Consider the following 20613-nt stretch of genomic DNA (forward strand, 5'->3'; position numbering starts at 1 on the left):
CATGAAAATCTTTGTGACCGGCGGGTCCGGCTTTCTCGGCGCGCGCCTTATCCCCAGGCTGATGGCGGAAGGCCACGAGGTGCTGGCCATGGCCCGCTCTCCATCGGCCGATGGCAAGCTGCGGGCGCTTGGGGCGGTGCCGGTTCGCGGCGACATGAACAATCCCGGCGACATGGCAATGCCGCCGGTCGACGCGGTCATCCATCTGGCGGCTCACTTCCGCTTTGCCGGTCCGCGCGCGCCATACTTCCGCGTCAATGTGGACGGCACGAAAGCGCTGTTGAAGGCCGCGCGGGCAGCGGGGGCGTCATCCTTCATCTATCTGACGGCGGCGGCCGTCATCATGGACGATCATGGCTCGCCGATCCGCAATGCCGACGAGCGGGCGCCGACCTTTCCGAAGAGTTTCTCGCCCTACATCGCCAGCAAGGCGACCAGCGAAGCCGGCGTTCTTGCCGCCAGCGGCTCCGGTCTGCGCACCATCGCCATTCGCCCGCCGGGCATCTGGGGGCCGGGCGACGCTTTCAGCCGAAACATCCCGCACGCGATCAGGTCGGGCCGGTTCGCTTTCATCGCGCGCGGCGACTATCCCTATTCCACCTGCCATGTCGACAATGTCGTCGAGGCGCTGATCTGCGCGCTCGACCGGGGCGAGGGCGGTCGGGCCTATTTCATCCGCGATCCCGAGAACACGACCTTCCGCGCCTTCATCGACGGGTTGGCGAAGCTGCAGGGGCTGTCGATCGACACGCTTCGTTCGGTTCCCTATGGGGCGGCCTTCTTCATGGGGCGGATGATGGAACTCGGCGCCCGCGTCAGGCGCTCGGATCAGGATCCCCCGCTGAGCCGAACGATGGTGCGCCTGATCGGCAGCCCGTTCACGATCGACGACAGCGCCGCGCGGCGGGATCTGGGCTATGTCGGCCGGGTCTCGCGTCTGGAGGGGCTGGCCTCTTATGGCGTGGGGCAACCACCCGGCGGCGGCGCGTCCGACGGCTGCCTGACGGATGCGCGATAGGCCGATGGGGTCATCCCGGTTTCGCGCTTGAAGGCGGCATTGAAGACGGATTTGGAATTGAAACCGGCTTCGAGAAGCACGTCCATCAGGCTGTCCTGCCGCGCCGGGTCGCGCAGGATTTCCTGGGCCGCGGCCACGCGCAGGCGCGCGACGTAGTCGTGATAGCCGATGCCGAAGGCGGTGTTCAGGGTCTGGCTGACGTCGTTCGGGCTGGCGCCCACCGCTTCGGCGAGCCGCGAAAGGTTGAGCAGGGGGTCGCGATAGAGCCGGTCCTGCTCCATCACCCGGGTGATGGTGGCGGCGAGTTCCGACCGGTCGGCCTCGGGCAGGGCGGCGCGGCCGTATTTCGGGCGGGTGGGGGCCAGGATCGCCGCCAGCATCTCGCCCGGCGGCGGCAGCATGCGGTCGGGTTGTGCGAGGCCGAGCAGACCGAGGGCGTAGAGGGCCGCCACCTGCACCACCCCGGCCAGGGCGTCGAAGGGGGCGGTGTCGATGCCCGGCATCAGCCCCGCGACCAGGCTGCAGAGATAGGCGAGCCAGGACACACCGATCAGGACGAGCAGGCCGCGCAGCCAGACGAGCCGGCCGGCGAGCGGATCGCCCGGGCGGAGATCCCGGCTGCGGAACCTGACCTCGCGCAGGCTGAGGACCAGGGCGGCCGCGATCAGCATCGCCGACAGAAGATGCACCGTCACAAGCGACAGCGCGGCCGTGACGACCCCCGGATCCGACGCCCCGGCCCGGTCGCTCAGAATGGCGAGCCGGGTGGGGGCGGGCTGGATCAGGAACAGGAGGGCGGCAAGGCCGGCCGTGACGGTGGCTGTGATCCAGGGCCAGTCCCGCCGCTGCAGCCGCCAGGCAGGGTTGAAGATCGCCGCCACATGGCCCCTGAGACAGGGGCCGATGAGTGGAATGAGCAGCAGGCCGGCCCCGGCCACGGCCGGCGCCTGATCCAGCCAGCCGAACCGCAGAGCGGCATCCTCCAGCCCCGACAGGGTGACGGCGCCGATCAGCGTGGCCAGAAACAGGGTCGATGCGCGGCGCAGATCACGGCGCACCACCAGCAGCCCGGCCAGGAGCAGCCCCTGGCCGAGCCCGATCAGAAGAAGAGCGGCAACGAGATCCAACCAGCGCCTCGACCTCAGGAGAGAGAGGCGGAGCGTTCCAGAAAACCACCGATGCCGCAAGAGACCACCTCTTCAGAAGCGCCAGGCGACCCGCGCATAGGCGCTCTGGTCCTGGTCGGTGGTTGCACCCGCCGCGAGACGCAGCGTTGCGTTGGGGCCGAGGCCGATATCGACGCCTGCGCGAAGCTCTCCCGTTCCCTCGGGGCGGGCGAGCGGCCTGGTGATGTCTCTGGCCGAATTGTCGACCAACCGGCCCCGGATATCCCCGTCGAAGCCGGAGAGCCTGTCTTCCCAGGCGAGACTCGCCCAGGGGGTAAGCCAGCCGGTGGCGACATAGCGCAGGTTGAGCCCGGCACCGCCGAGAAGGCCCGAGGTCGAGACCTCGTCGAAGGCCATTTCAAGCCCTGTGCGGCCGTGTTCGGTGAAGGCGCCGATGCGGCTGTCAGACCAGCGCAGCCAGGCTGCCGGCTGAAGGGTGAGGGCACCTGCGGTGACGACATAGCCGGCCGAGATTTCGGCGAAGCGGCTGTCGATATCCGCCTTGTGATCGGCCCGCATCAGCGCCACCGGCATGGTGCGGAACCCCTTCGCCCGTCCGGTCAGCGTGCCGAGGCTTGCGCCCAGGCGAAACCGCCCGAGACGACGCTCGCCGGAGGCGACCCCCGACCAGCCGCCGACATCCGAGGATCCGGGGCTGTCGGCAAGCCTGCCGTCATGGCGGGCGATATCCAGGCGCACGGTCCAGCCAGGACCGTCGGACCAGCCGAGGCCGAGTGCCGCCAGCCCGGCATCGTCGGTGCCCGCGCCGCCATCGGCCGAAACGCTGAAGCCCGGGGCGGGTGCCGGGTCGGCCCAGGCGGCAAAGCGCTCGTCACGGGCCCTGGCTGCGATCTGGTCACCGGCGGTGCGGGCGAAGCTCGTCATCGATTGGGGAAGGGCGTGGGCGGTACCGGCCAGCTGGCCCAGAAGTGCCCGATAATAGTCGGCCTGCAGGCGCTGTCCCGCCTCGGTCAGATGGAGGCCGTCGAAGAACAGATAGGTGTTCTGAACCGCGCGATCGGTCGAGCAGAGGCTGCCCGACGCCTCGTCGTAACACCCATCGGTGACGTTGGTGAAGCCGAGGGCGGCGGCGTGGGCCAGCACATGGTCGAACAGGCGGCTGACCCTGACCGTCACGATGTCGGGCGCCCCCGGCCGGGCGCTCTGGTCGCGGAGGGCGGCCAGCTGATCGGTGCGGTGGCGGTCCAGCACGCCGTGCATGATTGCGTTGAACCGCTCCTGATCCTCGGGCGGGACCAGCCCGGCGAAGGCCGGGGCCAGATGAAAATCGGGCACGTCCTCGACCAGGATGCGGCGGGCCCCCAGATCGGCGAGCCGGTCGAGACCGGCCCCGATATTGCCGATCACCTCGGCTGAGGTCTCGGTGAGGTCGCGGCTGCCCAGATCGCGGATGAAATCATTGGTGCCGATGGCGACCACGAACAGATCGCCGGGCCGGCCCCGCAGGCCGCGCCCGGCAAAGGCGTCGATCTGGGCGCCGAAGCCGGTGCCGGTGACCGGACCTGCAATGTTGTCGTCGCCCGATGTGGCACCGGAAAAGGCGAAGTTCACCTCTCGCGACCCGGCCGCCGCACCGGCCGAGGGCGCGATCCCCGGCACAAGATGCTCGATCCAGACCGGACCGTTCGATTCGCGGCTGAAGCCGTCGGGGGCGTAATAGGGCGATCCGGTGCGGTCGAAGCCCGGCAGCACGTAGAGATTGCCCTGTTCGACCGAGCTGTCGCCGAAGACGAAGCTGCCGGCCAGGGCGGGCCCGGCCAGAAACAGGGAGAGAAGGCCGGCTGCGGCCGGCAGGGATGAGGCAGGCATGGCAGGTTCCCGAGTGGCGCCACCCGATGCGGTGGCTGCCCCTCTTCCTGCCCGAGCCGCCCGGAAACCGTCGTCCGGGCGGGCAAAACCGGACGTCCTGTCTGTCAGACCGGACGTCGCACGCGGCCTCAGCCGCCCATCAGCGCCGCAAACCGCCCCTTGCGCTTCACCAGCTCGTCATGCGTGCCGGCCTCGACGATCCGCCCGCCCTCCAGCACCAGGATCAGCCCGGCCCGGCGGATGGTCGACAGGCGATGGGCGATCACGATGCGGGTGGCGGGCAGGGCCTGGATGGTCTGCATCACCCGCGCCTGGGTGGGGCCGTCGAGGGCGCTGGTGGGTTCGTCCAGCACCAGGACCGGCGGCCGCTGGACCAGGGCACGCGCCAATGCCAGGCGCTGAAGCTGTCCGCCCGAAAGCATGCGGGTCGCATCGGGCAGCATGGTGTGGAGCCCCATGGGCATGGCCGCGACATCCTGGTCCAGGGCGGCGGCGGCCAGGGCGGCCCGTACCTCGTCGGGGCCGGCGTCGCTGATGCCGCGGACGATGTCGAGGATCGATCCCGGAGGCAGGGCCTCGTCCTGGAGCACCGTGCCGATCTGGCGCCTGAGGGCGGTGGGATGCAGGGTGCGGAGATCGTGGCCGTCGACATAGATCGCCCCCGCCCCGGGGGCTTCCAGCCCCAGCAGCAGCCGGACCAGGGTGGATTTGCCGCTGCCGGAGGGGCCGACGATCGCGACCATCTGCCCGGGAGCGACCCGGAACGAGATGTCGGACAGCACCGGCGGCCCGTTTTCATAGGCAAAGCCCACGGCGGCGAAGCTGATCTCGCCCGAAAGCGGCCCCGGATCGGTCAGGCCCGTCGAGGGCGGCGGCACCCGTTCCAGCAGCGGGCGGGCGAACTGCCAGCCGGGCAGCATCATCCAGGCACCCAGCAGCGCCCGCAGGAATTGCGACAGCCCGCCCGCCATCAGGCCGAAGGCGGTGGCGATGGCGGCAATGGCGGCGATGGACAGGGCTGGTGCGCCCTCGGTCGTCTCGGCCAGCCCCTGCATCACCGCGAACAGCGCCGCCGTGGCCAGGATCGGGAAGGCAGCCTGCCAGCTTTCGAACAGATTGCCGATCCGCCGCGCCCGGACCGAGCGGTCGCGCATGGCGGCAAAACGATCGGCCCAGCGCAGCACGGCCCGGTCTTCCGCCGCGGCGCTGCGCAGCTTGACCATGGCGTTGATCATCTGCAGCAGCTGGGCATCCGCGGTGCCGATCAGCTCCTCGCCATTGCGATAGGCACGCGCCTGGGCATGGCCGGCGACAAGGCCGATCAGAAGGTGCACCCCCGCCAGACCGGCGGCGAGCCCGGCCAGAAGCGGGCTGTGCCAGGCGATGACGGCGAGCGACGAGATCAGCATGCCGAGTGTGCTGCCGCTCAGATAGAGCATCTGGCGGAAGCCCGAAATGCTGCCGAGCCCTGCCCCGAGCTGGGCCGCGAGGAAGGCGGCCGGGCGCGATCTCAGGAATGGCAGGGGCAGGGCGATGATCCGCGCCCAGGCACGATCGAACAGCCCGGCATCGCCGCGCATGGCGATCCGTTCCCGCGCCGCCTCGGTGGCGACCTGGATGAGGTAGCCGGCGCCGGCGACCAGCAGCATCAGCAGCCCGATCTGGACCAGCGCCCCGCGCAGCGCCGCCGGCACCAGCAGCCCGAAGACCAGGCCGGTGACGATCGGCAGGATCTGGCCGATCAGGCTGCCGATCAGCGTCGCGGCCAGGAAGACCAGACTGTCGGGTCCGGCCCTGGTCAGGCCGGCGGCCATCATGGCGGCCAGTCCGGTCTGCCGGGGCAGGGGCCGGAAGATCTGGAAGGCCGCGGGCGCGATGTCGGCGGCAGATGCAGCCGTGACCCGTCGTCGGGCGCCGTGGCGGTCGATCATGTCGTAATGTCCGCCGCGCCAGACGAGCCCCACCGGCCGGCCTTGATGGCGGGCCAGCAGCAGGCCCGCCTCCTGCCGCCACCACCTGTCGGGCAGCTCTATCTGGCGGAGCAGCAGGCCCGAGGCGCGGGCGATCTCGTCCAGCCCGGGCAGCCGGTCCATCTGCGCGCGCCGGGCCGTGGCCGGCCGCCGGACCGCCACGCCCAGTTCGCGGCCGAGCAGGCGCAGCACGTCGAGCAGACCGTCGCCACCATCGGCTTCGGCGAGCGGCGGTACCCGGTTGCCGAGCAGCCCGGCGAAGCGCGCCAGGGTCTGCCGATGGTCCTGGGCCGCCGCATGATCGCGGGCGCGGATCCGGTTCAGCTCGTCGGCCTCGGCCAGTCCGCGCAGGACCGGCAGCAATTCCGCCACCGCCGCCCCCCAGGCGGCGAGCGCATCCGGCCAGTCCGGTCGGGCCAGGCCGTCGGCAAAGGGCAGCAGGTCGATATGCGCGGCATCGTCGAGCGTCAGCCAGCTGCCCGCGGGCAGGGGGACGAGCCCCGAAAACGGCTCCAGGCCGCAGAACCGGGCCCGGGCCCCGGCCGGCAGCTGCACCCAGGTGATGCCGGCGGTGGCGCCGATCACCAATCCGGCACCGAGCCGGACAGCCGTCGCCCGCTGGCCGGTGGTGACCAGATCCGGCACCGGTCGGGGCTCGATCATCCGGCCGAGCCCGCCGCCCAGAGCGGTCAGCCAGCCGGCGATGCCGGCGGTGAAGTCGGGCAGGCCGGCACTGTTGCGCCAGAGCGCGTCGGGGATCTGCCAGATCAGCGTGACGGCGTCGCCGACCGCGATCAGATGCTCGGCCCCGAGCAGGGATGGCGCCGCGCCGAACAGCAGGCCGCCGCTTTCGATCCGGCCGACCGCCATGCGGGCCGTCGGGCGTTCCGAGGACAGGGCGAAGAGGTCGACCGGCCCGCCCATGACCAGATAGCAGCTGCCCGGCCGGTCCAGCACCAGGGGGCGTTCGGTCACGGGGCGCGGCGGCGGCGGCGGTGGTGGTTGCGTGGCGGCGGGCCGATCCATCCGGCTCACCCCTCGGCCATCAGCTGCAGGAAGGGGCCGGGGCGGGAGAGCAGGGCCTCGGGCGTGCCCTCCTGCACGATGACGCCCCGGTCCATCACGATCACGCGGTCGCAGTCACGGATGGCGCTGAAGCGGTGGGCGACGATGATCATGGTCGCGCCCAGCCGGCGCAGACCGGCATGCAGCTTCGTCTCGGTTTCGTTGTCGAGAAAGGCTGTGGCCTCGTCGAGGATCAGAATGCGCGGCTCGCGGACCAGGGCACGGGCGATCTCGATCCGGGCACGCTGGCCGCCGGACAGATCGGTGCCGCCCTCGGCGAGATGGCCGCCATAGCCGCCGGGGCGGCGCAGGATGACGTCGTGGATCAGCGCCATGCGGGCAGCCTCGACGATCCGCTCGTCGGGCAGGGACGGGTCCCAGAGCGCGATGTTGTCGCGGATGCTGCCCTCCAGGATCGCGGCACGCTGATCGACATAGGCGAGCGACTGGCGCAGCCGCGCCCGCGGGATCGCGGTCATCGCCGTACCGTCGATCAGGATCTCGCCCGCCGCCGGCGGATGAATGCCGGCGATCAGCGCCGCCAGGGTCGACTTGCCCGAACCGGAGGCCCCGACGATGCCCAGCCGTTCGCCGGGGTTGAGCGAGAGGTTGAGATCCCCGATCAGCGGCGCCGCGGCCGGGCCATAGCCGGCGCTGACATCCCGAAGCTCGATCGCACCGATCAGGCGGCCGGAGGTCGTGTCGGGGCTGTCGGGCGTCGGGGCGAATTCGGGCGCCGTGGGGTGGCGCAATGTGTCGTCCAGAACCTGGATATAGGCCTGACCATCCTGGATCCGGGCACCGAGCTGGACCAGCTGGGCCATCGGCGCCAGGAAGCCCGCCATCAGGGCCTGAAAGGCGATCAGCATGCCGAGGGTCAGTTCGCCGCGGATCACCATGTCGGCCCCGATCACCAGCACCAGCCCGCCCAGTGCGAGACTGGTGAGGCCGGGCAGGGCGGTCAGCCGCATGCGCCGCCGGGCCAGCCCCTGGCGGAGGTTCAGCACCCGGGCAGACATGGCCGACAGCCGCGCGCGGAACAGATCCTCGAGCCCCGCGGCCTTGTAGGCCTCGATCATGCCCAGCCCCTGCCTGGCGAAGCCGGCCTGCATGGTGCCGGCGACCACCATCCGCCGGTTGTCGTCGGCGAGCGCGCGCGAGGATCGGGTGAGCAGGACGAGATTGACCGCAGCCCCCGCCGCGACCAGCAGGCCGAGCCCGGGGGCATAGAACATCATGGCGGCCAGATAGGCGGTCGCCGTCAGCAGGTTCAGCAGCACCGCGCCGACATCGCCGGCGATCAGCTGAGCCAGCCGGTCGTTCAGCATCACCCGGCTCGCCACCTCGCCCGGATGGCGCTGGGCGAAATAGAGCAGGGGCAGGCGGATGACATGGCCGACGAAACCGGCTGCACCCTGAAGCGCCAGCCGGGTTTCGAGCCGCAGCAGGGCTTCGCGCTGCAGGAAGGTGAGTGCGGCCATCAGCACCGCCGCCAGCCCCATGCCCAGGATCAGCGGCCAGAGCCAGGTTGCGAAGCGGTTGACCAGAATCTGGTCGATGAAGATCTGGGCGAAGACCGGCACCAGCAGCCCCGGCACCACCAGGGCGAGCGAGACCATCAGGATGAAGCCGAAGGCATCGCCGGCACCGTGGAGCCGCCGGGTGAGCCCGCGGACAAGCGAGGGGCGGCTGCCCCGGTGTCGGAAGCCGGGGCCGGGCTGCATGAACAGCACGATGCCGGTGAACATGCGGTCGAATTCGGCGACGCCCACCTCCCGCGGGCCGGTGGCGGGGTCGTTCAGCCGGACGCGGTCGCCGCTGAAGCCTTCCACCACCAGGAAGTGGTTCATGCCCCAATGGATGATCGCCGGCAGCTCGCGGGTGCGGAGATCGGCCGGTTCCAGCCGCTCGGCCTGGGCCTCCAGCCCCATCGCGCGGGCGGCGCGCAGGATGGCGAGTGCGGAACTGCCGTCGCGGGAGACATTGCAGGCCAGGCGCAGTTCTTCCAGCGTCACCCAGCAGCCATGATGCCCCAGAATGATGCCGAGCGCCGCCGCCCCGCATTCTGCGGCCTCCATCTGCAACAGGGTGGGGGTACGCCTCCGCCGGCCGGACATTCAGCGGCCGTCGCGCGGCACGTCCGGGCCGGCATACTGGAGCGCAGGGATGGCGAGGGCGAGCAGCGGCCCCGACCGGATGGTGAAGCGCAGCTCGGCCAGCGTTCCGGGCTCGATCCGGGGCGGATGGGCGCGGGGAGACGACCAGAGCGGGCGATCCGGCCGTGCCGGGTCGGGGTCGATCGCCACCGTCACCTCGAAGGGCGCGCCCATGCCGTCCTGGAAGGTCTGCACCAGCCGGTCGTTCTGCAGGGTCTTGAGCATGCCGGCACTGCTGGCGGGCACGTCGCTGACATGCACCACATGGCCGCGCAGAAAGCCGTGTTCCTCGCGCCGTGTGGTGGTGGGCGAAATCTCGACCGGCTGCCCCGCGCGGATTTTCTTGCCGTCGGCCGCGGTGACATAGGCAGTGACATAGGGCAGGGTGCCTCTGCCATCGGCCGGCTCCGCCTGCCGCTCCAGGGTGACCATGGCGGTGCCGGGCTGGACCATCTGGCCGATATTGACCTTGGCTTCGACCACCCGCCCGGCGAAGGGGGAGCGCACCGTGCTGGTGCGGGCCAGCTGCCGATCCAGGGCCGCCAGTTCCCGCTCGGCCTCGGCGAGCCGCCGTTCGGCTTCCAGCCGCGCCTTTTCGCGCTCGGTCGCCTGGAGGGCGGCTTCGGCCTGCATGGCGACCCGCTCGTCGCGGGCATCGGCGATGCTGCTTTCGACCGCCAGCACTTCCTGATCCACCTGCAACAGCCGGTCGCGGGTGACATTGCCGGTCTTGAGCAGGCGGCGAAGATTGGCCTGCTGGTCGCGGAGGGCGGCACCGCGCAGCTCCAGCGCCTGGATCCGCTCTGCCAGAGAGGCTTCGCGGGCGGCGCGCAGCCGGGCGCGATTGGCGTCGTCGGCCGCCTGGAAGCGGATCAGATCGTCGCGGAATCTGAGTGTATCGGCACGTTCGGCACGGGCGATATCGCGCTTCAGCTCCAGATCCGGCTGGGCGATACGGGCGACCACGGCCCCCTCCGCCACCGGCGTGCCCGGGGCGGCATCGAGTGCCAGCACCTGGCCGGCCGCGTCGGCCACCACGTCGATCATGCCGCCCGGGGCGAGCAGGATGCCCTGTCCGGTCACCGAGACCGGCACCCGGAAGAGGGCGCTCCACACCAGCGCCCCCAGGATCAGGGCAACCAGAAACAGGCCGCCCGCCCAGAGGCGCGGCCGCATGACGCCGAGCGCGTCGCGGTACTGATTTGAGGTCGCTGACGAGTTGACGGCAGCCGGGCGGAAGAGCGCGCTCACCCGTCAAGGCCCCCGCAGCGGATCGGCCGGCCGGTCGCGGCGTATCAACGCATATTGCCGATGATGTTGTTGAAATTGTTCTGCATGCTGTTCATGAACTGCTGCATCAGCGCTATCGCTTCGTTGCGCTTGTCGGTCATGGCCTGCAGGGCCGCCATCTCCATGTCCTGGGCGGCCGTGACCGTGGTGATGCGGTCCTGCAGCAGGCCGGTGATCGCATCCATGTCCGCAGAATCGATGCTGCCGTCGTCGATCCGTTCCTGATCCAGGCCCAGATCGGCGGCGAGGGCGCCGAGCGTGGTCTCCTGGCCCATATGATGGACGAGCGTGTCGGTCGACAGCGGGCCCTGGTCCTCCAGCACGTCGCCCAAACCGTCCAGTTCCTGCAGGGTGCCGTTCATCTGGGCGAGCTGGGTGTTGCGCTCCTGGATTCCATCCATCTGCTGCTGCAGGCTGGTATCCAGCTGACCCTGCCTTTCCTGCTGCACCATGGCCAGGATCTGGTTCACATCCATATTGGACAGATCCATGGAGATGAAGTTCAGGCCGCCCGACGAGCCGCCCGTCACTTTCGCCAGATCCTCGTCCGCGACGATGGTCGACGGCTTGTTCTCTTGCGTCATGTCTGCCTCCCGGTCAGCACCCGATCTCGTCAGCGTCCGATCTCGTGCGGTCACTATGCGGGACATGAGATGCGCCAGTCAATCCAGGGTAATGGGGCTGGTCAACGGCGGGTGACCACGCCGGTGCGCAGACAACGCCGGAAGATACGGTAAGTATCAGTGTATGATTCTGCACCAGTACACATCCGATGTGGTTTGTGACCGCCGTCACGTCTCTCGATGTGGCGGCGGCCGAGCCGGGGTCTCAGACCTTCATTGATCTGAGCCGGAGTGCGTTGCCGATGACGCTCACCGACGACAGCGCCATGGCGGCGGCGGCGATGACGGGTGACAGCAGCAGGCCGAACACCGGATAGAGCACGCCCGCTGCCACCGGAATGCCGGCGGCGTTGTAGATGAAGGCGAAGACGAGGTTCTGACGGATATTCGTCATGGTGGCCTGGGACAGGCGGCGCGCCTTCACGATGCCGTTGAGATCGCCCTTGAGCAGGGTGATGCCCGCACTTTCGATCGCAACATCGGTGCCCGACCCCATGGCGATGCCGACATCGGCGGCGGCGAGCGCCGGGGCGTCGTTGACGCCGTCGCCAGCCATCGCCACCACCCGGCCCTCGGCCTTCAGCCGCTGGACAATTTCGGCTTTGCGGTCCGGCAGGACATCTGCCTCCACCTCGTCGATGCCGATACGCCGGGCGACGGCCTCGGCGGTGGTCCGGTTGTCACCGGTCAGCATGACGATGCGGATGCCGTCTGCATGGAGCGCCGTCAGCGCATCCGGCGTCGTCTGCTTGACGGGATCGGCGATGGCGAAGACACCGGCGGCGCGACCGTCCACACCGATATAGATCGCTGTCGCACCGTCATGGCGCAGGCTATCCGCCTGATCGGAGAGGGAGGAGGTGTCGATGCCCTCTTCCCCTAGAAAGGCCGCATTTCCGAGCACGATCCGCCGTCCTTCGACGATCCCGCGGGCCCCCTTGCCGGTGGGCGACAAGAATGCCGTGACCTGGGGTGGCCGGATGTGTCTGGCCTCGGCTGCCGCCACGATCGCCTGTGCCAGCGGATGTTCCGAGGCGGCCTCGACGGCAGCCGCAAGGCGCAGAATATCGGCCTCGTCGTGGTCCGGTGCGGCGGCGATATGCGTCACCGCCGGACGGCCTTCGGTCAGTGTGCCGGTCTTGTCGACCACCAGGGTATCGACCTTCTCCATCCGTTCCAGCGCTTCGGCGTTCTTGATCAGCACGCCGGCGGCGGCGCCCTTGCCGACACCCACCATGATGGACATGGGCGTGGCCAGACCAAGGGCACAGGGGCAGGCGATGATCAGAACCGAGACGGCGGCGATCAACCCGTGGGCCAGGCGCGGTGACGGACCCCAAAGCCCCCAGGCGGCGAAGGCGAGCAGCGCCATCACGATGACGATAGGGACGAACCAGCCCGACACCTGATCGGCCATGCGCTGGATGGGGGCCCGGGAGCGCTGGGCATCCGCCACCATCTGCACGATGCGTGCGAGCATCGTATCCCGGCCGACTTTTTCGGTGCGGATGATCAGGGCACCCGTCTGGTTGAGCGTTCCGCCGACGACCCGGTCACCGGCGCTGCGGCCGACCGGCATCGATTCGCCGGTCACCATGGATTCGTCCACTGAGGAGCGGCCGTCTTCGACGATGCCGTCCACGGGGACGGTTTCACCCGGCCGCACCCGCAGACGGTCGCCGATGGCGACGTCTTCCACCGCAATATCGGCCTCGGCACCATCGGCCCCGATCTGCCGCGCCGTCTTTGGGGTGAGGTTCAGAAGGGCGCGGAGGGCGCCCGAAGTGCGCTCACGGGCGCGCAGTTCCAGCACCTGGCCCAGCAGGACCAGGACGGTGATCACCGCCGCCGCTTCGAAATAGACCGCGACGGTGCCGTCGGCGCCGCGAAACGCCTCGGGAAAAACGCCCGGTGCCAGGGTGGCGACGACGCTGTAGGTCCAGGCGACCCCCGTTCCCATGGCGATCAGGGTGAACATGTTGAGGCTGCGATTGACGATCGAGGACCAGCCACGACGGAAGAACGGCCAGCCCGCCCACAGCACCACCGGGGTGGCCAGGATGAACTGGATCCAGACCGACACCCCGGCCGGGACCAGGCGATGCAGGGCGGGCACGAGATGGGCCCCCATTTCCAGCAGGAAAACCGGGATCGCCAGCAGAAGACCGAACCGGAAACGTCGGGTCATATCGGCCAGTTCGGGGCTGGGGCCGCTTTCGGCGGTGACCATCAGCGGTTCCAGCGCCATCCCGCAGATCGGGCAGCTGCCGGGGCCGTCCTTGCGGATCTCGGGATGCATGGGACAGGTCCACACGGTGCCGGGCGGGGCGTCGATCGCCCCGGCCTTTCCGGCCGCGTGCATGTGCCCGTGCCCGTGCATGTGATGGTGGGAATGGTCGTGATGCGATTGATGGTGATCGGACATGATGACGATGGCCCCCTTTCGTGTTCCGGGCGCAAAACCGGCGGTATGACGGGATGGACGATGCCCTGAGGGGCGTCGTCCTTCGGTCAGGCCAGAGGTCGCGGCGGACCGGGGGGCGGAGAAAGTGCGATGCCGTCCGGTAAGGGGTCGCTGCGCGCGGGCAGGAGAATGGCCGCAACGGTGCGGATCATGCCGCCGTCGAGGCCCGGCGGCGTCGGGCAGCCCAGGCGACAGATGCCCAGGCGACAAATGCCCAGGCGACAAATGGATGTGGGGCAGGGCTGCGCGTGCGGGGAGGTCTGGCCATCCATGATCGACGATCTGCCGGAGAGGTGGTCGGGGCCGCCGATGATCGGATGTTCCCCCGCGGCCGGCGGCAGGCCGTGATCGCAGCACGCGGCCAGCGGCCCGGTGATCGAGGCCAGCAGAAACACGAGCACCAGAAGGCTCTGAACCAGCATGCCGGCCCGGGCGTGTCGGCGAGGGCGGTCCGTCACGGGTGCGGTCCCTTCAGATGCAGGGCGCCGGCGGATCCGCGGGACATTGCATATGCGTTGACCATTCCGCCCTGAGGCGGCGGTGTCAAGCAGGGCTTGGTGATTTGTTCTTGATATGTTCGGATCCGGCTGAGAGGATGAGGGCCCCCGATATGATGATGGAGGTCTCCGATGACCCTCCCGGCAGCTGATCCCGGCCGCGTCTTCCGCAGGCTCCACGAGGCGCCCGGCGCCTTCATCCTGCCCAATCCCTGGGATGCGGGCACCGCGCGGATCCTGGCGGCGATGGGCTTCCCGGCCCTTGCGACCACCAGCGCCGGCATGGCCTTTTCCGCCGGCCAGCCGGAAGGCGTGGCCGGGCGCGCGCAGGTTCTGGCGCATTGTCGGTCGATCGTCGACGCGACGGCGCTGCCGGTCTCGGCCGATCTGGAGAAGGGGTTCGGCGATGATCCGGACAGCGCTGCCGAACCCGTCCGGGCCGCGGCGGCGGCCGGGCTTGCCGGCTGCTCGCTTGAAGATCACACCGGCGACAGGTCGCAGCCGATCTATGACCATGGGCTCGCGGTCGAGCGCATTGCCGCTGCGGCAGAGGCCGCCCGCGGGCTGGATCGGGATTTCGTGCTGACGGCGCGGGCCGAGAATTTCATGTGGGGTCGCCCGGATCCGGACGACACCATCCGCCGCCTTCAGGCCTTCGAAGCGGCCGGTGCCGACGTCCTCTATGCGCCGGGCCTGCCGGATCTGGAGGCGGTGCACAGGGTCTGTGCCGCCGTGAGCCGGCCGGTCAATGTGGTGATCGGCATCGCGGGCATGGCGGCTTCGGCCGATGAACTGGCTGCGGCAGGCGTGAAGCGGATCAGCCTGGGGTCGACCCTCGCCCGGCTCGCCTTCGGTGCCTTCGTCCGGGCCGCGCGCGAGATGCGCCGCGACGGCAGTTTCGGCTTTGCCGGCCAGGCCATGCCTTTCGCGGAGCTGGAAGGCTTCTTCCGCGATCCGCCCGACGCGTCGGCCCGGCCGGCATAGAGACCGCCCCGGGTCAGCCGCGGCCGCGTTCATACACCCCGACCAGCCCGGCTTCGGCGAGCATATGCGGCCGGGCGGCGGCCCCTTCCTCCAGCCCTGTCCGATTGGCGGGCAGGTCGAACACGGCCCAGTGGCGGAAGGTGCCGCCCGGGGCATCGGGGTCTTCGACGATCAGCAGGAAGCTTCGGGTGCCCTCGGGCGGGGCCTGCCAGTCGAGGGGTGGCGTCAGACATTGCCCGCCAGGGCCGAGGGCGGCCGACCCAGCAGGCGCCGGACCATGGTCGAGAAGGCGGCCGGGCTGTCATAGCCCAGATCCAGCGCCACGGTGGTGACCGGCTGGCCGGCGGCGAGTCTGGAGAGGGCCGCCATCAGACAGGCCTGGCGACGCCAGGCCCCGAAGGAGAGGCCGGTCTGGCTGCGGAAGAAGCGGGTGAAACTGCGCGGGCTCATCGCCAGCCGGCGGGCGATGTCGTCGGGGCGGATGCGGATATCGGGGGCACGCAGGATCTCGCGGCAGAGCGCGCCGAGGCGCGGATCCGGCGGCAGCGGCGCGAAGACCGGCAGCACCGGGGCGGCGGCAAGCTCGTGCAGGATCAGCCCGATCAACGCCCCGTCGCGGCCCGCCTGATCATAGAGGGCGGGCAGTTCCGCAGCAGAGAGCAGCAGCTGGTGGAGCAGGGGCGAGACGGTCAGCACCTCGCAGATCGCCGCCGGACGCGGCGCTGCCGCCGGTTCGATGTACAGGCTGCGGGTCGCGACCCCCACCATCCGCACCGCATGGCGGGCGCCGGCGGGGACCCAGACCCCGGCATGCGGAGGCACCACCCAGGCACCATCGGCGGTCTCCACCTCCATCAGCCCGGTCATGCCGTAGAGAAACTGCGCGCGGCGATGGGTGTGGGGCGGCAGCTGCGCCCCGTGCGGATAGTCGGTGCCGATCGCCAGCACCGGACGCGGGGTGGCGTCGACCGTGTCGAGGGCGATGTTGCGCAAGGGAGGGCAATCTTCCGGAATGTGGCCTGAACGCGAAGATGATCGGCTGATCTTCGAAAGCCGGCAAGGCCTGCCGACGCCATGATGGCCCGGACGCTGCCCCATCCGGATCCACCATGCCATGCATCTTCCGATCGATCTCAATCTTCTGCTTCTGGCCTTCGGCGGGCTCGCCGGGCTCACCACCGTTCTGTTCGGCTTCGGCGGCGGTTTCGTCGCCGTACCCCTGCTCTATGCGATGTTCACGGCCGCCGGTACCGCGCCTGCGCAGGCCATGCATATGGCGGTCGCGACCTCCACGGCGGTGATGATCGTCGGCGCCGGTTTTGCCAGCCTGCGCCATGCCCGTGCCGGCAGCCTGGACATGGGACAGCTGCGGCCGCTGATCCTGCCGGTCAGCCTGGGGGCCGTGATCGGCGCCCGGGCGGCGATCTCGTTCGGGGGCGAAGGCCTCAGGGCGGCCTTCATCGCCTATCTGGGCCTCACCATTCTCGACTGTCTGTTCCGGCCCGGTTTCATGACCCGTGCGGCGAGGCCGGCCCGGCCGATGCGGCGGCGGGCCGCGGCCCTGATCGGGCTGGGCATCGGCGCGATCGCGGCCTTTCTGGGCGTCGGCGGCAGCGTGATGACCGTGCCGCTGCTGCGTCGGCGCGGCGCCGACATGACCACCGCCACCGCGATGGCAAGCCCGCTTTCCCTGCCGATGGCGGTGGCGGGGACGATGGGCTATGTGGGGCTGGCCGAGGGAGCGACGGGATATGTCGATGCCGGCGCCTTTCTGGCCCTCGCCATCGGATCGACGATCGGCGTCAGGCTGAGCGCACCGCTGATCGGCCGCCTGCCCGATCGCCTGCATGCCAGGGCGTATCTTGTGCTGCTCTCCCTGGTGCTGGTGGTGATGGTTCTGCTGTGACCGAGGGCTCGCTTTTCCCGCGGGAAATTGTGTGGAATTTCTCTTGGGGTGAAGGGTTCCGATGCAATAGGGTTCGGTCAAAAGCCGAACCGGAAGGGAACGACCCCATGACCGATACGACCGATGCCCCCTTCGTCGTCGTCACCGGCACCTGCGACACCAAGAGCGACGAGCTGGTCTATCTGCGGGATCTGATCCGCGCGGCCGGCGTGGCCGTGAAACTGGTCGATGTGGCCCCCCGCGGCAGCTCCGGGGCCGCCGACGTCACCACGCGGGACGTGCTGGCCGCGCTGCCTGGGGCGGCGGAAGAACTGGCTGCAACGGCGGATCGCGGTCAGGCGGTGGCCATTGTGGCGCGGGCCTTCGCGGCCTGGGTGGATGCGCAGGCGCCCCGCATCCTGGGCATGATCGGGGCGGGCGGTTCGGGCAATACCGCACTGATCACCCCGGGGATGGGTCGGCTTCCGGTCGGCACGCCCAAGATCATGATCTCGACCGTCGCCTCGGGCGATGTGGCGCCCTATGTGGGGCCCAACGACATCGCCATGCTCTATTCGGTGGTCGATCTGGCCGGGCTGAATTCAATCTCGCGCAAGGTTCTGGGCAATGCCGCCAACATGATGGCCGGCGCCGTCACCCGGCCGCTGCCCGACGCCGTGGTACCAGAGAGGCCCGCGCTCGGCCTGACCATGTTCGGCGTCACCACCCCCTGCATCGAACAGGTGGTGGCGCGGCTGGAGGCGGATTACGAATGCTTCGTTTTCCACGCCACCGGCACCGGCGGCCGGACGATGGAGAAACTGGCCGATAGCGGCCGCCTTGCCGGCATGATCGACGTGACCACCACCGAAGTCGCCGATCTGCTGATGGGCGGGGTGATGAGCGCGGGCGACGACCGGCTGGGTGCCGCGATCCGCACGCGGCTGCCCTATGTCGGTTCGTGCGGCGCGCTCGACATGGTGAATTTCGGCGGGCTGGAGACCGTGCCCGCGCGCTATCGCGACCGGCAGCTTCATGTCCACAATGCCCAGGTCACGCTGATGCGGACCACGCCCGAGGAGAACGACCGGATGGGCCGCTGGATCGGCGAGCGGCTGAACCGCATGGAGGGCGAAGTCCGCTTCCTGCTGCCGCTGGGCGGCGTGTCGGTGATCGATGTGCCCGGCGCGCCCTTCCACGACCCCGAGGCCGATGCCGCCCTGTTCGCCGCACTGCGCGAGACGGTCCGCCAGACCGATCGCCGACGGCTGATCGACCTGCCCCATGCCGTCAACGACCCCGCTTTTGCCGAGGCGGTGGTGGCGGCCTTCCTCGACATTGCCGGGAGATGATGATGACCCGTTTCGATCGTGGCCAGCTGATGGACCGTTTCCGCCGGATGGTGGCCGACCGGATCCCGATCATCGGCGGCGGGGCCGGGACCGGCCTCTCGGCCAAATGCGAGGAAGCCGGTGGGATCGACCTGATCGTGATCTACAATTCCGGCCGCTATCGCATGGCCGGGCGCGGCTCGCTGTCGGGCCTGCTCGCCTATGGCAATGCCAACGAGATCGTGATGGAGATGGCGCGCGAGGTGCTGCCGGTGGTGAAGCACACCCCGGTCCTGGCCGGCGTCAACGGCACCGACCCGTTCTGCATCTTCGATCACTATCTGGACCAGCTGAAGGCGCTGGGTTTCGCGGGCGTGCAGAACTTCCCGACCGTGGGGCTGATCGACGGTGTGTTCCGCCAGAACCTGGAAGAGACCGGCATGGGCTATGCCCATGAGGTGGAGATGATCCGGCTTGCGGCCGCGAAAGACATGCTGACCACGCCCTATGTCTTCGGCGAGGCGGATGCGGTCGCCATGGCCGAGGCCGGTGCCGACATCATCGTCTGCCATCTGGGGCTGACCACCGGCGGCAGCATCGGGGCCGATACCGCCGTGAAGCTGGAAGACTGCCCGGCGATGGTCGACCGCTGGGCGGCGGCTGCGCAATCGGTCAATCCCGATGTCATCGTGCTGGTCCATGGCGGGCCGGTGTCGATGCCCGAGGATGCCGGTTATGTGCTGAAGACCGCCCGCCACTGCCACGGCTTCTATGGGGCGAGTTCCATGGAGCGCCTGCCGACCGAAGTGGCGTTGACCGAGCAGACCCGGGCGTTCAAGTCGATCTCGTTCTGAGCGGGGTGCAGGATGCGGGCGACCTATGATCCGCTGTTCACGCTGAAGCCCGTGGCGGAGGATGTGTGGATCGTCGACGGGCCGGTAATCCGCTATGGCATGCCCTGGCCGAAAATCCCGTTTCCGACGCGGACCACCATCATCCGCCTGCCGGACGGGCGGTTGTTCGTGCACTCGCCCACCGAGCTGACGCCGGAGCTTCGGGCCGCGATCGACCGGATCGGCCGGCCGGCCTGGATCATCGGCCCCAACCGCATCCATTACTGGTGGATCCCCGACTGGGCGGCCGCCTGGCCCGAGGCCGCGGTGTATCTTGCGCCCCGCATCCCCGAACAGGCGGGCGACCGGATCCGCGGCCCCTTTCAGCCGCTGGACGGGCCGGGGCCCTGGCCCTGGGACGGGGTGCTGGACACCATGCCGGTTGCCGGCGATTTCATGACCGAGATCGTGTTCTTTCACCGTCCCAGCCGGACGCTGATCCTGACCGACCTGATCGAGAATTTTGAGCGCGAGCGGCTGGGCTCGCCGCTGCTATGCATCGCCTGCCGGCTGGGCGGGGTGCTGGCGCCGCATGGCTCCATGCCCAGGGATATGCGGCTGACTTTCCGCCACAACCGCGCCGGGCTCAAATCGGCGGTCGAGACCATGATCGGCCAGGCTCCCGAGCGGGTGATCCTGGCCCATGGCCGCTGGTTCGAAACTGATGGGACGGCGCGGCTCAGACAGTCCTTTTCATGGTTGCTGTCCTGCCGCCGCGGCTTTCAGCCGCCCCTTGGAAGGGGGCGGGCCCCCTCTATGAACAGCCGTACCACGACCGCGAATTCATCGCGGAGGGACAGGCCGGGCCCGGTGAGCCAGCGCATGATGGCGCCGAAATAGAGATGGTGCAGCCCATTGGCCAGATGGTCGGCGGAGAGGGTGCCGGTCAGCTCTCCGGCGGCCTGGCCCGCCTCGACCAGCTCGCGCCAGACATGGGTGATGTCGCTCTCGGTGCAGGGGGGGCGTGCAGCGCCGTCCTGAGCAAAGATGGTGAAGCGGTGTCGGATATAGGCCGCCATATAGCCCGGATGAGCCTCGCACCAGGCCGCCGAACTGTCGAGCACCCAGGAGAGGCGCGCGGCCACGCCGTCGCGTCCGGAAAAGCCGGCGCGCAGCATCGCCCGTTCGCGCGCGAATTCCTGGTCCATCCAATGCGCCAGTACCGCTTCCTTGGTGGGGAAATGGTTGTAGAGCGTGCGCTTGGCGACATCGGCTTCGGCGGCGATCTGCTCCATCGTGACGGCATCATAGCCCGCTGCGGCGAACAGGCGCTGTGCGGTCAGGGCCAGATGGTCCAGCATCTGCCGGCGCTTGCGCTCCCGCCGGCCCATTGTCTCGTCCGGGGCCATCGTCTCGTCCGAGGCCGCCGTCCGGTCTGAAAGCGTCGCGACGGCTGTCATCTCCGGGTCCGGGTCATCTCCGGCTCCTGCTCGGTTCCGAT

The 20613-nt window shown here is 69.5% G+C and carries 16 protein-coding genes and 1 pseudogene; 6 read left to right on the forward strand and 11 right to left on the reverse strand.

What is annotated here, in order from left to right:
• The first annotated feature begins 1 nt into the window (after nt 1).
• Nucleotides 2-1018, forward strand: a complete 1017-nt coding sequence (locus tag CMO28_RS07755; RefSeq protein WP_296712047.1) for an NAD-dependent epimerase/dehydratase family protein — start codon at nt 2-4, stop codon at nt 1016-1018.
• Here CMO28_RS07755 and CMO28_RS07760 read toward each other — a convergent pair.
• The 8 genes from CMO28_RS07760 to CMO28_RS07795 all read right to left on the reverse strand — a co-directional run bounded on the left by CMO28_RS07760 (nt 955) and on the right by CMO28_RS07795 (nt 14004).
• The gene (locus CMO28_RS07760; protein WP_296712050.1) at nt 955-2145 is read right to left on the reverse strand and encodes a helix-turn-helix domain-containing protein; all 1191 of its coding nucleotides are present in this window, start codon (nt 2143-2145) and stop codon (nt 955-957) included. The genes CMO28_RS07755 and CMO28_RS07760 overlap by 64 nt on opposite strands.
• A gap of 72 nt (nt 2146-2217) precedes the next feature.
• Nucleotides 2218-4014 carry an autotransporter domain-containing protein gene (locus CMO28_RS07765; RefSeq protein WP_296712053.1) on the reverse strand — a complete coding sequence of 599 codons (1797 nt, stop codon included), beginning with the start codon at nt 4012-4014 and terminating at the stop codon, nt 2218-2220.
• Between the two features lie 128 nt (nt 4015-4142).
• Nucleotides 4143-7010, reverse strand: coding sequence for an ATP-binding cassette domain-containing protein (locus CMO28_RS07770; RefSeq protein ID WP_296712056.1), 2868 nt, complete (start codon nt 7008-7010; stop codon nt 4143-4145).
• Between the two features lie 5 nt (nt 7011-7015).
• Complete coding sequence (locus tag CMO28_RS07775) at nt 7016-9166, reverse strand: cysteine peptidase family C39 domain-containing protein (RefSeq protein WP_296712059.1); 2151 nt, start codon at nt 9164-9166, stop codon at nt 7016-7018.
• Nucleotides 9167-10456: an NHLP bacteriocin system secretion protein gene (locus CMO28_RS07780; RefSeq protein ID WP_296712061.1), complete on the reverse strand. Its 1290-nt coding sequence runs from the start codon at nt 10454-10456 to the stop codon at nt 9167-9169.
• A 44-nt stretch (nt 10457-10500) separates the two neighbouring features.
• Complete coding sequence (locus tag CMO28_RS07785; protein WP_296712064.1) at nt 10501-11079, reverse strand: hypothetical protein; 579 nt, start codon at nt 11077-11079, stop codon at nt 10501-10503.
• A 244-nt stretch (nt 11080-11323) separates the two neighbouring features.
• Entirely contained in the window at nt 11324-13498 is a 2175-nt protein-coding gene (locus tag CMO28_RS07790) for a copper-translocating P-type ATPase (RefSeq protein ID WP_322111316.1), read from the reverse strand.
• A 131-nt stretch (nt 13499-13629) separates the two neighbouring features.
• Nucleotides 13630-14004 carry a hypothetical protein gene (locus tag CMO28_RS07795; protein ID WP_296712069.1) on the reverse strand — a complete coding sequence of 125 codons (375 nt, stop codon included), beginning with the start codon at nt 14002-14004 and terminating at the stop codon, nt 13630-13632.
• Between the two features lie 207 nt (nt 14005-14211).
• Here CMO28_RS07795 and CMO28_RS07800 point away from each other — a divergent pair, with 207 nt between their 5' ends.
• Nucleotides 14212-15063: an isocitrate lyase/PEP mutase family protein gene (locus tag CMO28_RS07800; RefSeq protein ID WP_296712071.1), complete on the forward strand. Its 852-nt coding sequence runs from the start codon at nt 14212-14214 to the stop codon at nt 15061-15063.
• Nucleotides 15064-15193: 130 nt separating this feature from the next.
• Here CMO28_RS07800 and CMO28_RS07805 read toward each other — a convergent pair.
• Both CMO28_RS07805 and CMO28_RS07810 read right to left on the reverse strand, forming a co-directional pair.
• A pseudogene (locus CMO28_RS07805) lies at nt 15194-15292 on the reverse strand (YbhB/YbcL family Raf kinase inhibitor-like protein); the annotation flags it as partial.
• Nucleotides 15289-16056 (reverse strand): AraC family transcriptional regulator, encoded by a 768-nt coding sequence (locus CMO28_RS07810; RefSeq protein ID WP_296712073.1) that lies wholly within the window; start codon nt 16054-16056, stop codon nt 15289-15291. The pseudogene CMO28_RS07805 and the gene CMO28_RS07810, both read right to left, overlap by 4 nt.
• A 121-nt stretch (nt 16057-16177) precedes the next feature.
• Here CMO28_RS07810 and CMO28_RS07815 point away from each other — a divergent pair, with 121 nt between their 5' ends.
• The 4 genes from CMO28_RS07815 (at nt 16178) to CMO28_RS07830 (ending at nt 20012) form a co-directional block, all read left to right on the forward strand.
• A complete protein-coding gene (locus CMO28_RS07815; RefSeq protein ID WP_296712075.1) occupies nt 16178-16969 on the forward strand; it encodes a sulfite exporter TauE/SafE family protein in 792 nt (263 codons plus the stop codon).
• 107 nt (nt 16970-17076) lie between these two features.
• On the forward strand, nt 17077-18300 hold the full coding sequence (locus CMO28_RS07820) for a Tm-1-like ATP-binding domain-containing protein (RefSeq protein ID WP_296712078.1): 1224 nt from the start codon (nt 17077-17079) through the stop codon (nt 18298-18300).
• Nucleotides 18301-18302: 2 nt separating this feature from the next.
• A complete protein-coding gene (locus tag CMO28_RS07825) occupies nt 18303-19133 on the forward strand; it encodes a phosphoenolpyruvate hydrolase family protein (RefSeq protein ID WP_062767846.1) in 831 nt (276 codons plus the stop codon).
• 12 nt (nt 19134-19145) lie between these two features.
• Nucleotides 19146-20012 (forward strand): DUF4336 domain-containing protein, encoded by an 867-nt coding sequence (locus CMO28_RS07830; protein ID WP_296712080.1) that lies wholly within the window; start codon nt 19146-19148, stop codon nt 20010-20012.
• On the opposite strand, the gene CMO28_RS07835 is transcribed toward CMO28_RS07830, so the two are convergent.
• A complete protein-coding gene (locus CMO28_RS07835) occupies nt 19895-20572 on the reverse strand; it encodes a TetR/AcrR family transcriptional regulator (RefSeq protein ID WP_296712083.1) in 678 nt (225 codons plus the stop codon). The genes CMO28_RS07830 and CMO28_RS07835 overlap by 118 nt on opposite strands.
• Nucleotides 20573-20613 lie beyond the last annotated feature (41 nt).

It is taken from the genome of Tistrella sp. (assembly GCF_002684955.1).
Taxonomy (GTDB): Bacteria; Pseudomonadota; Alphaproteobacteria; order Tistrellales; family Tistrellaceae; genus Tistrella; species Tistrella mobilis.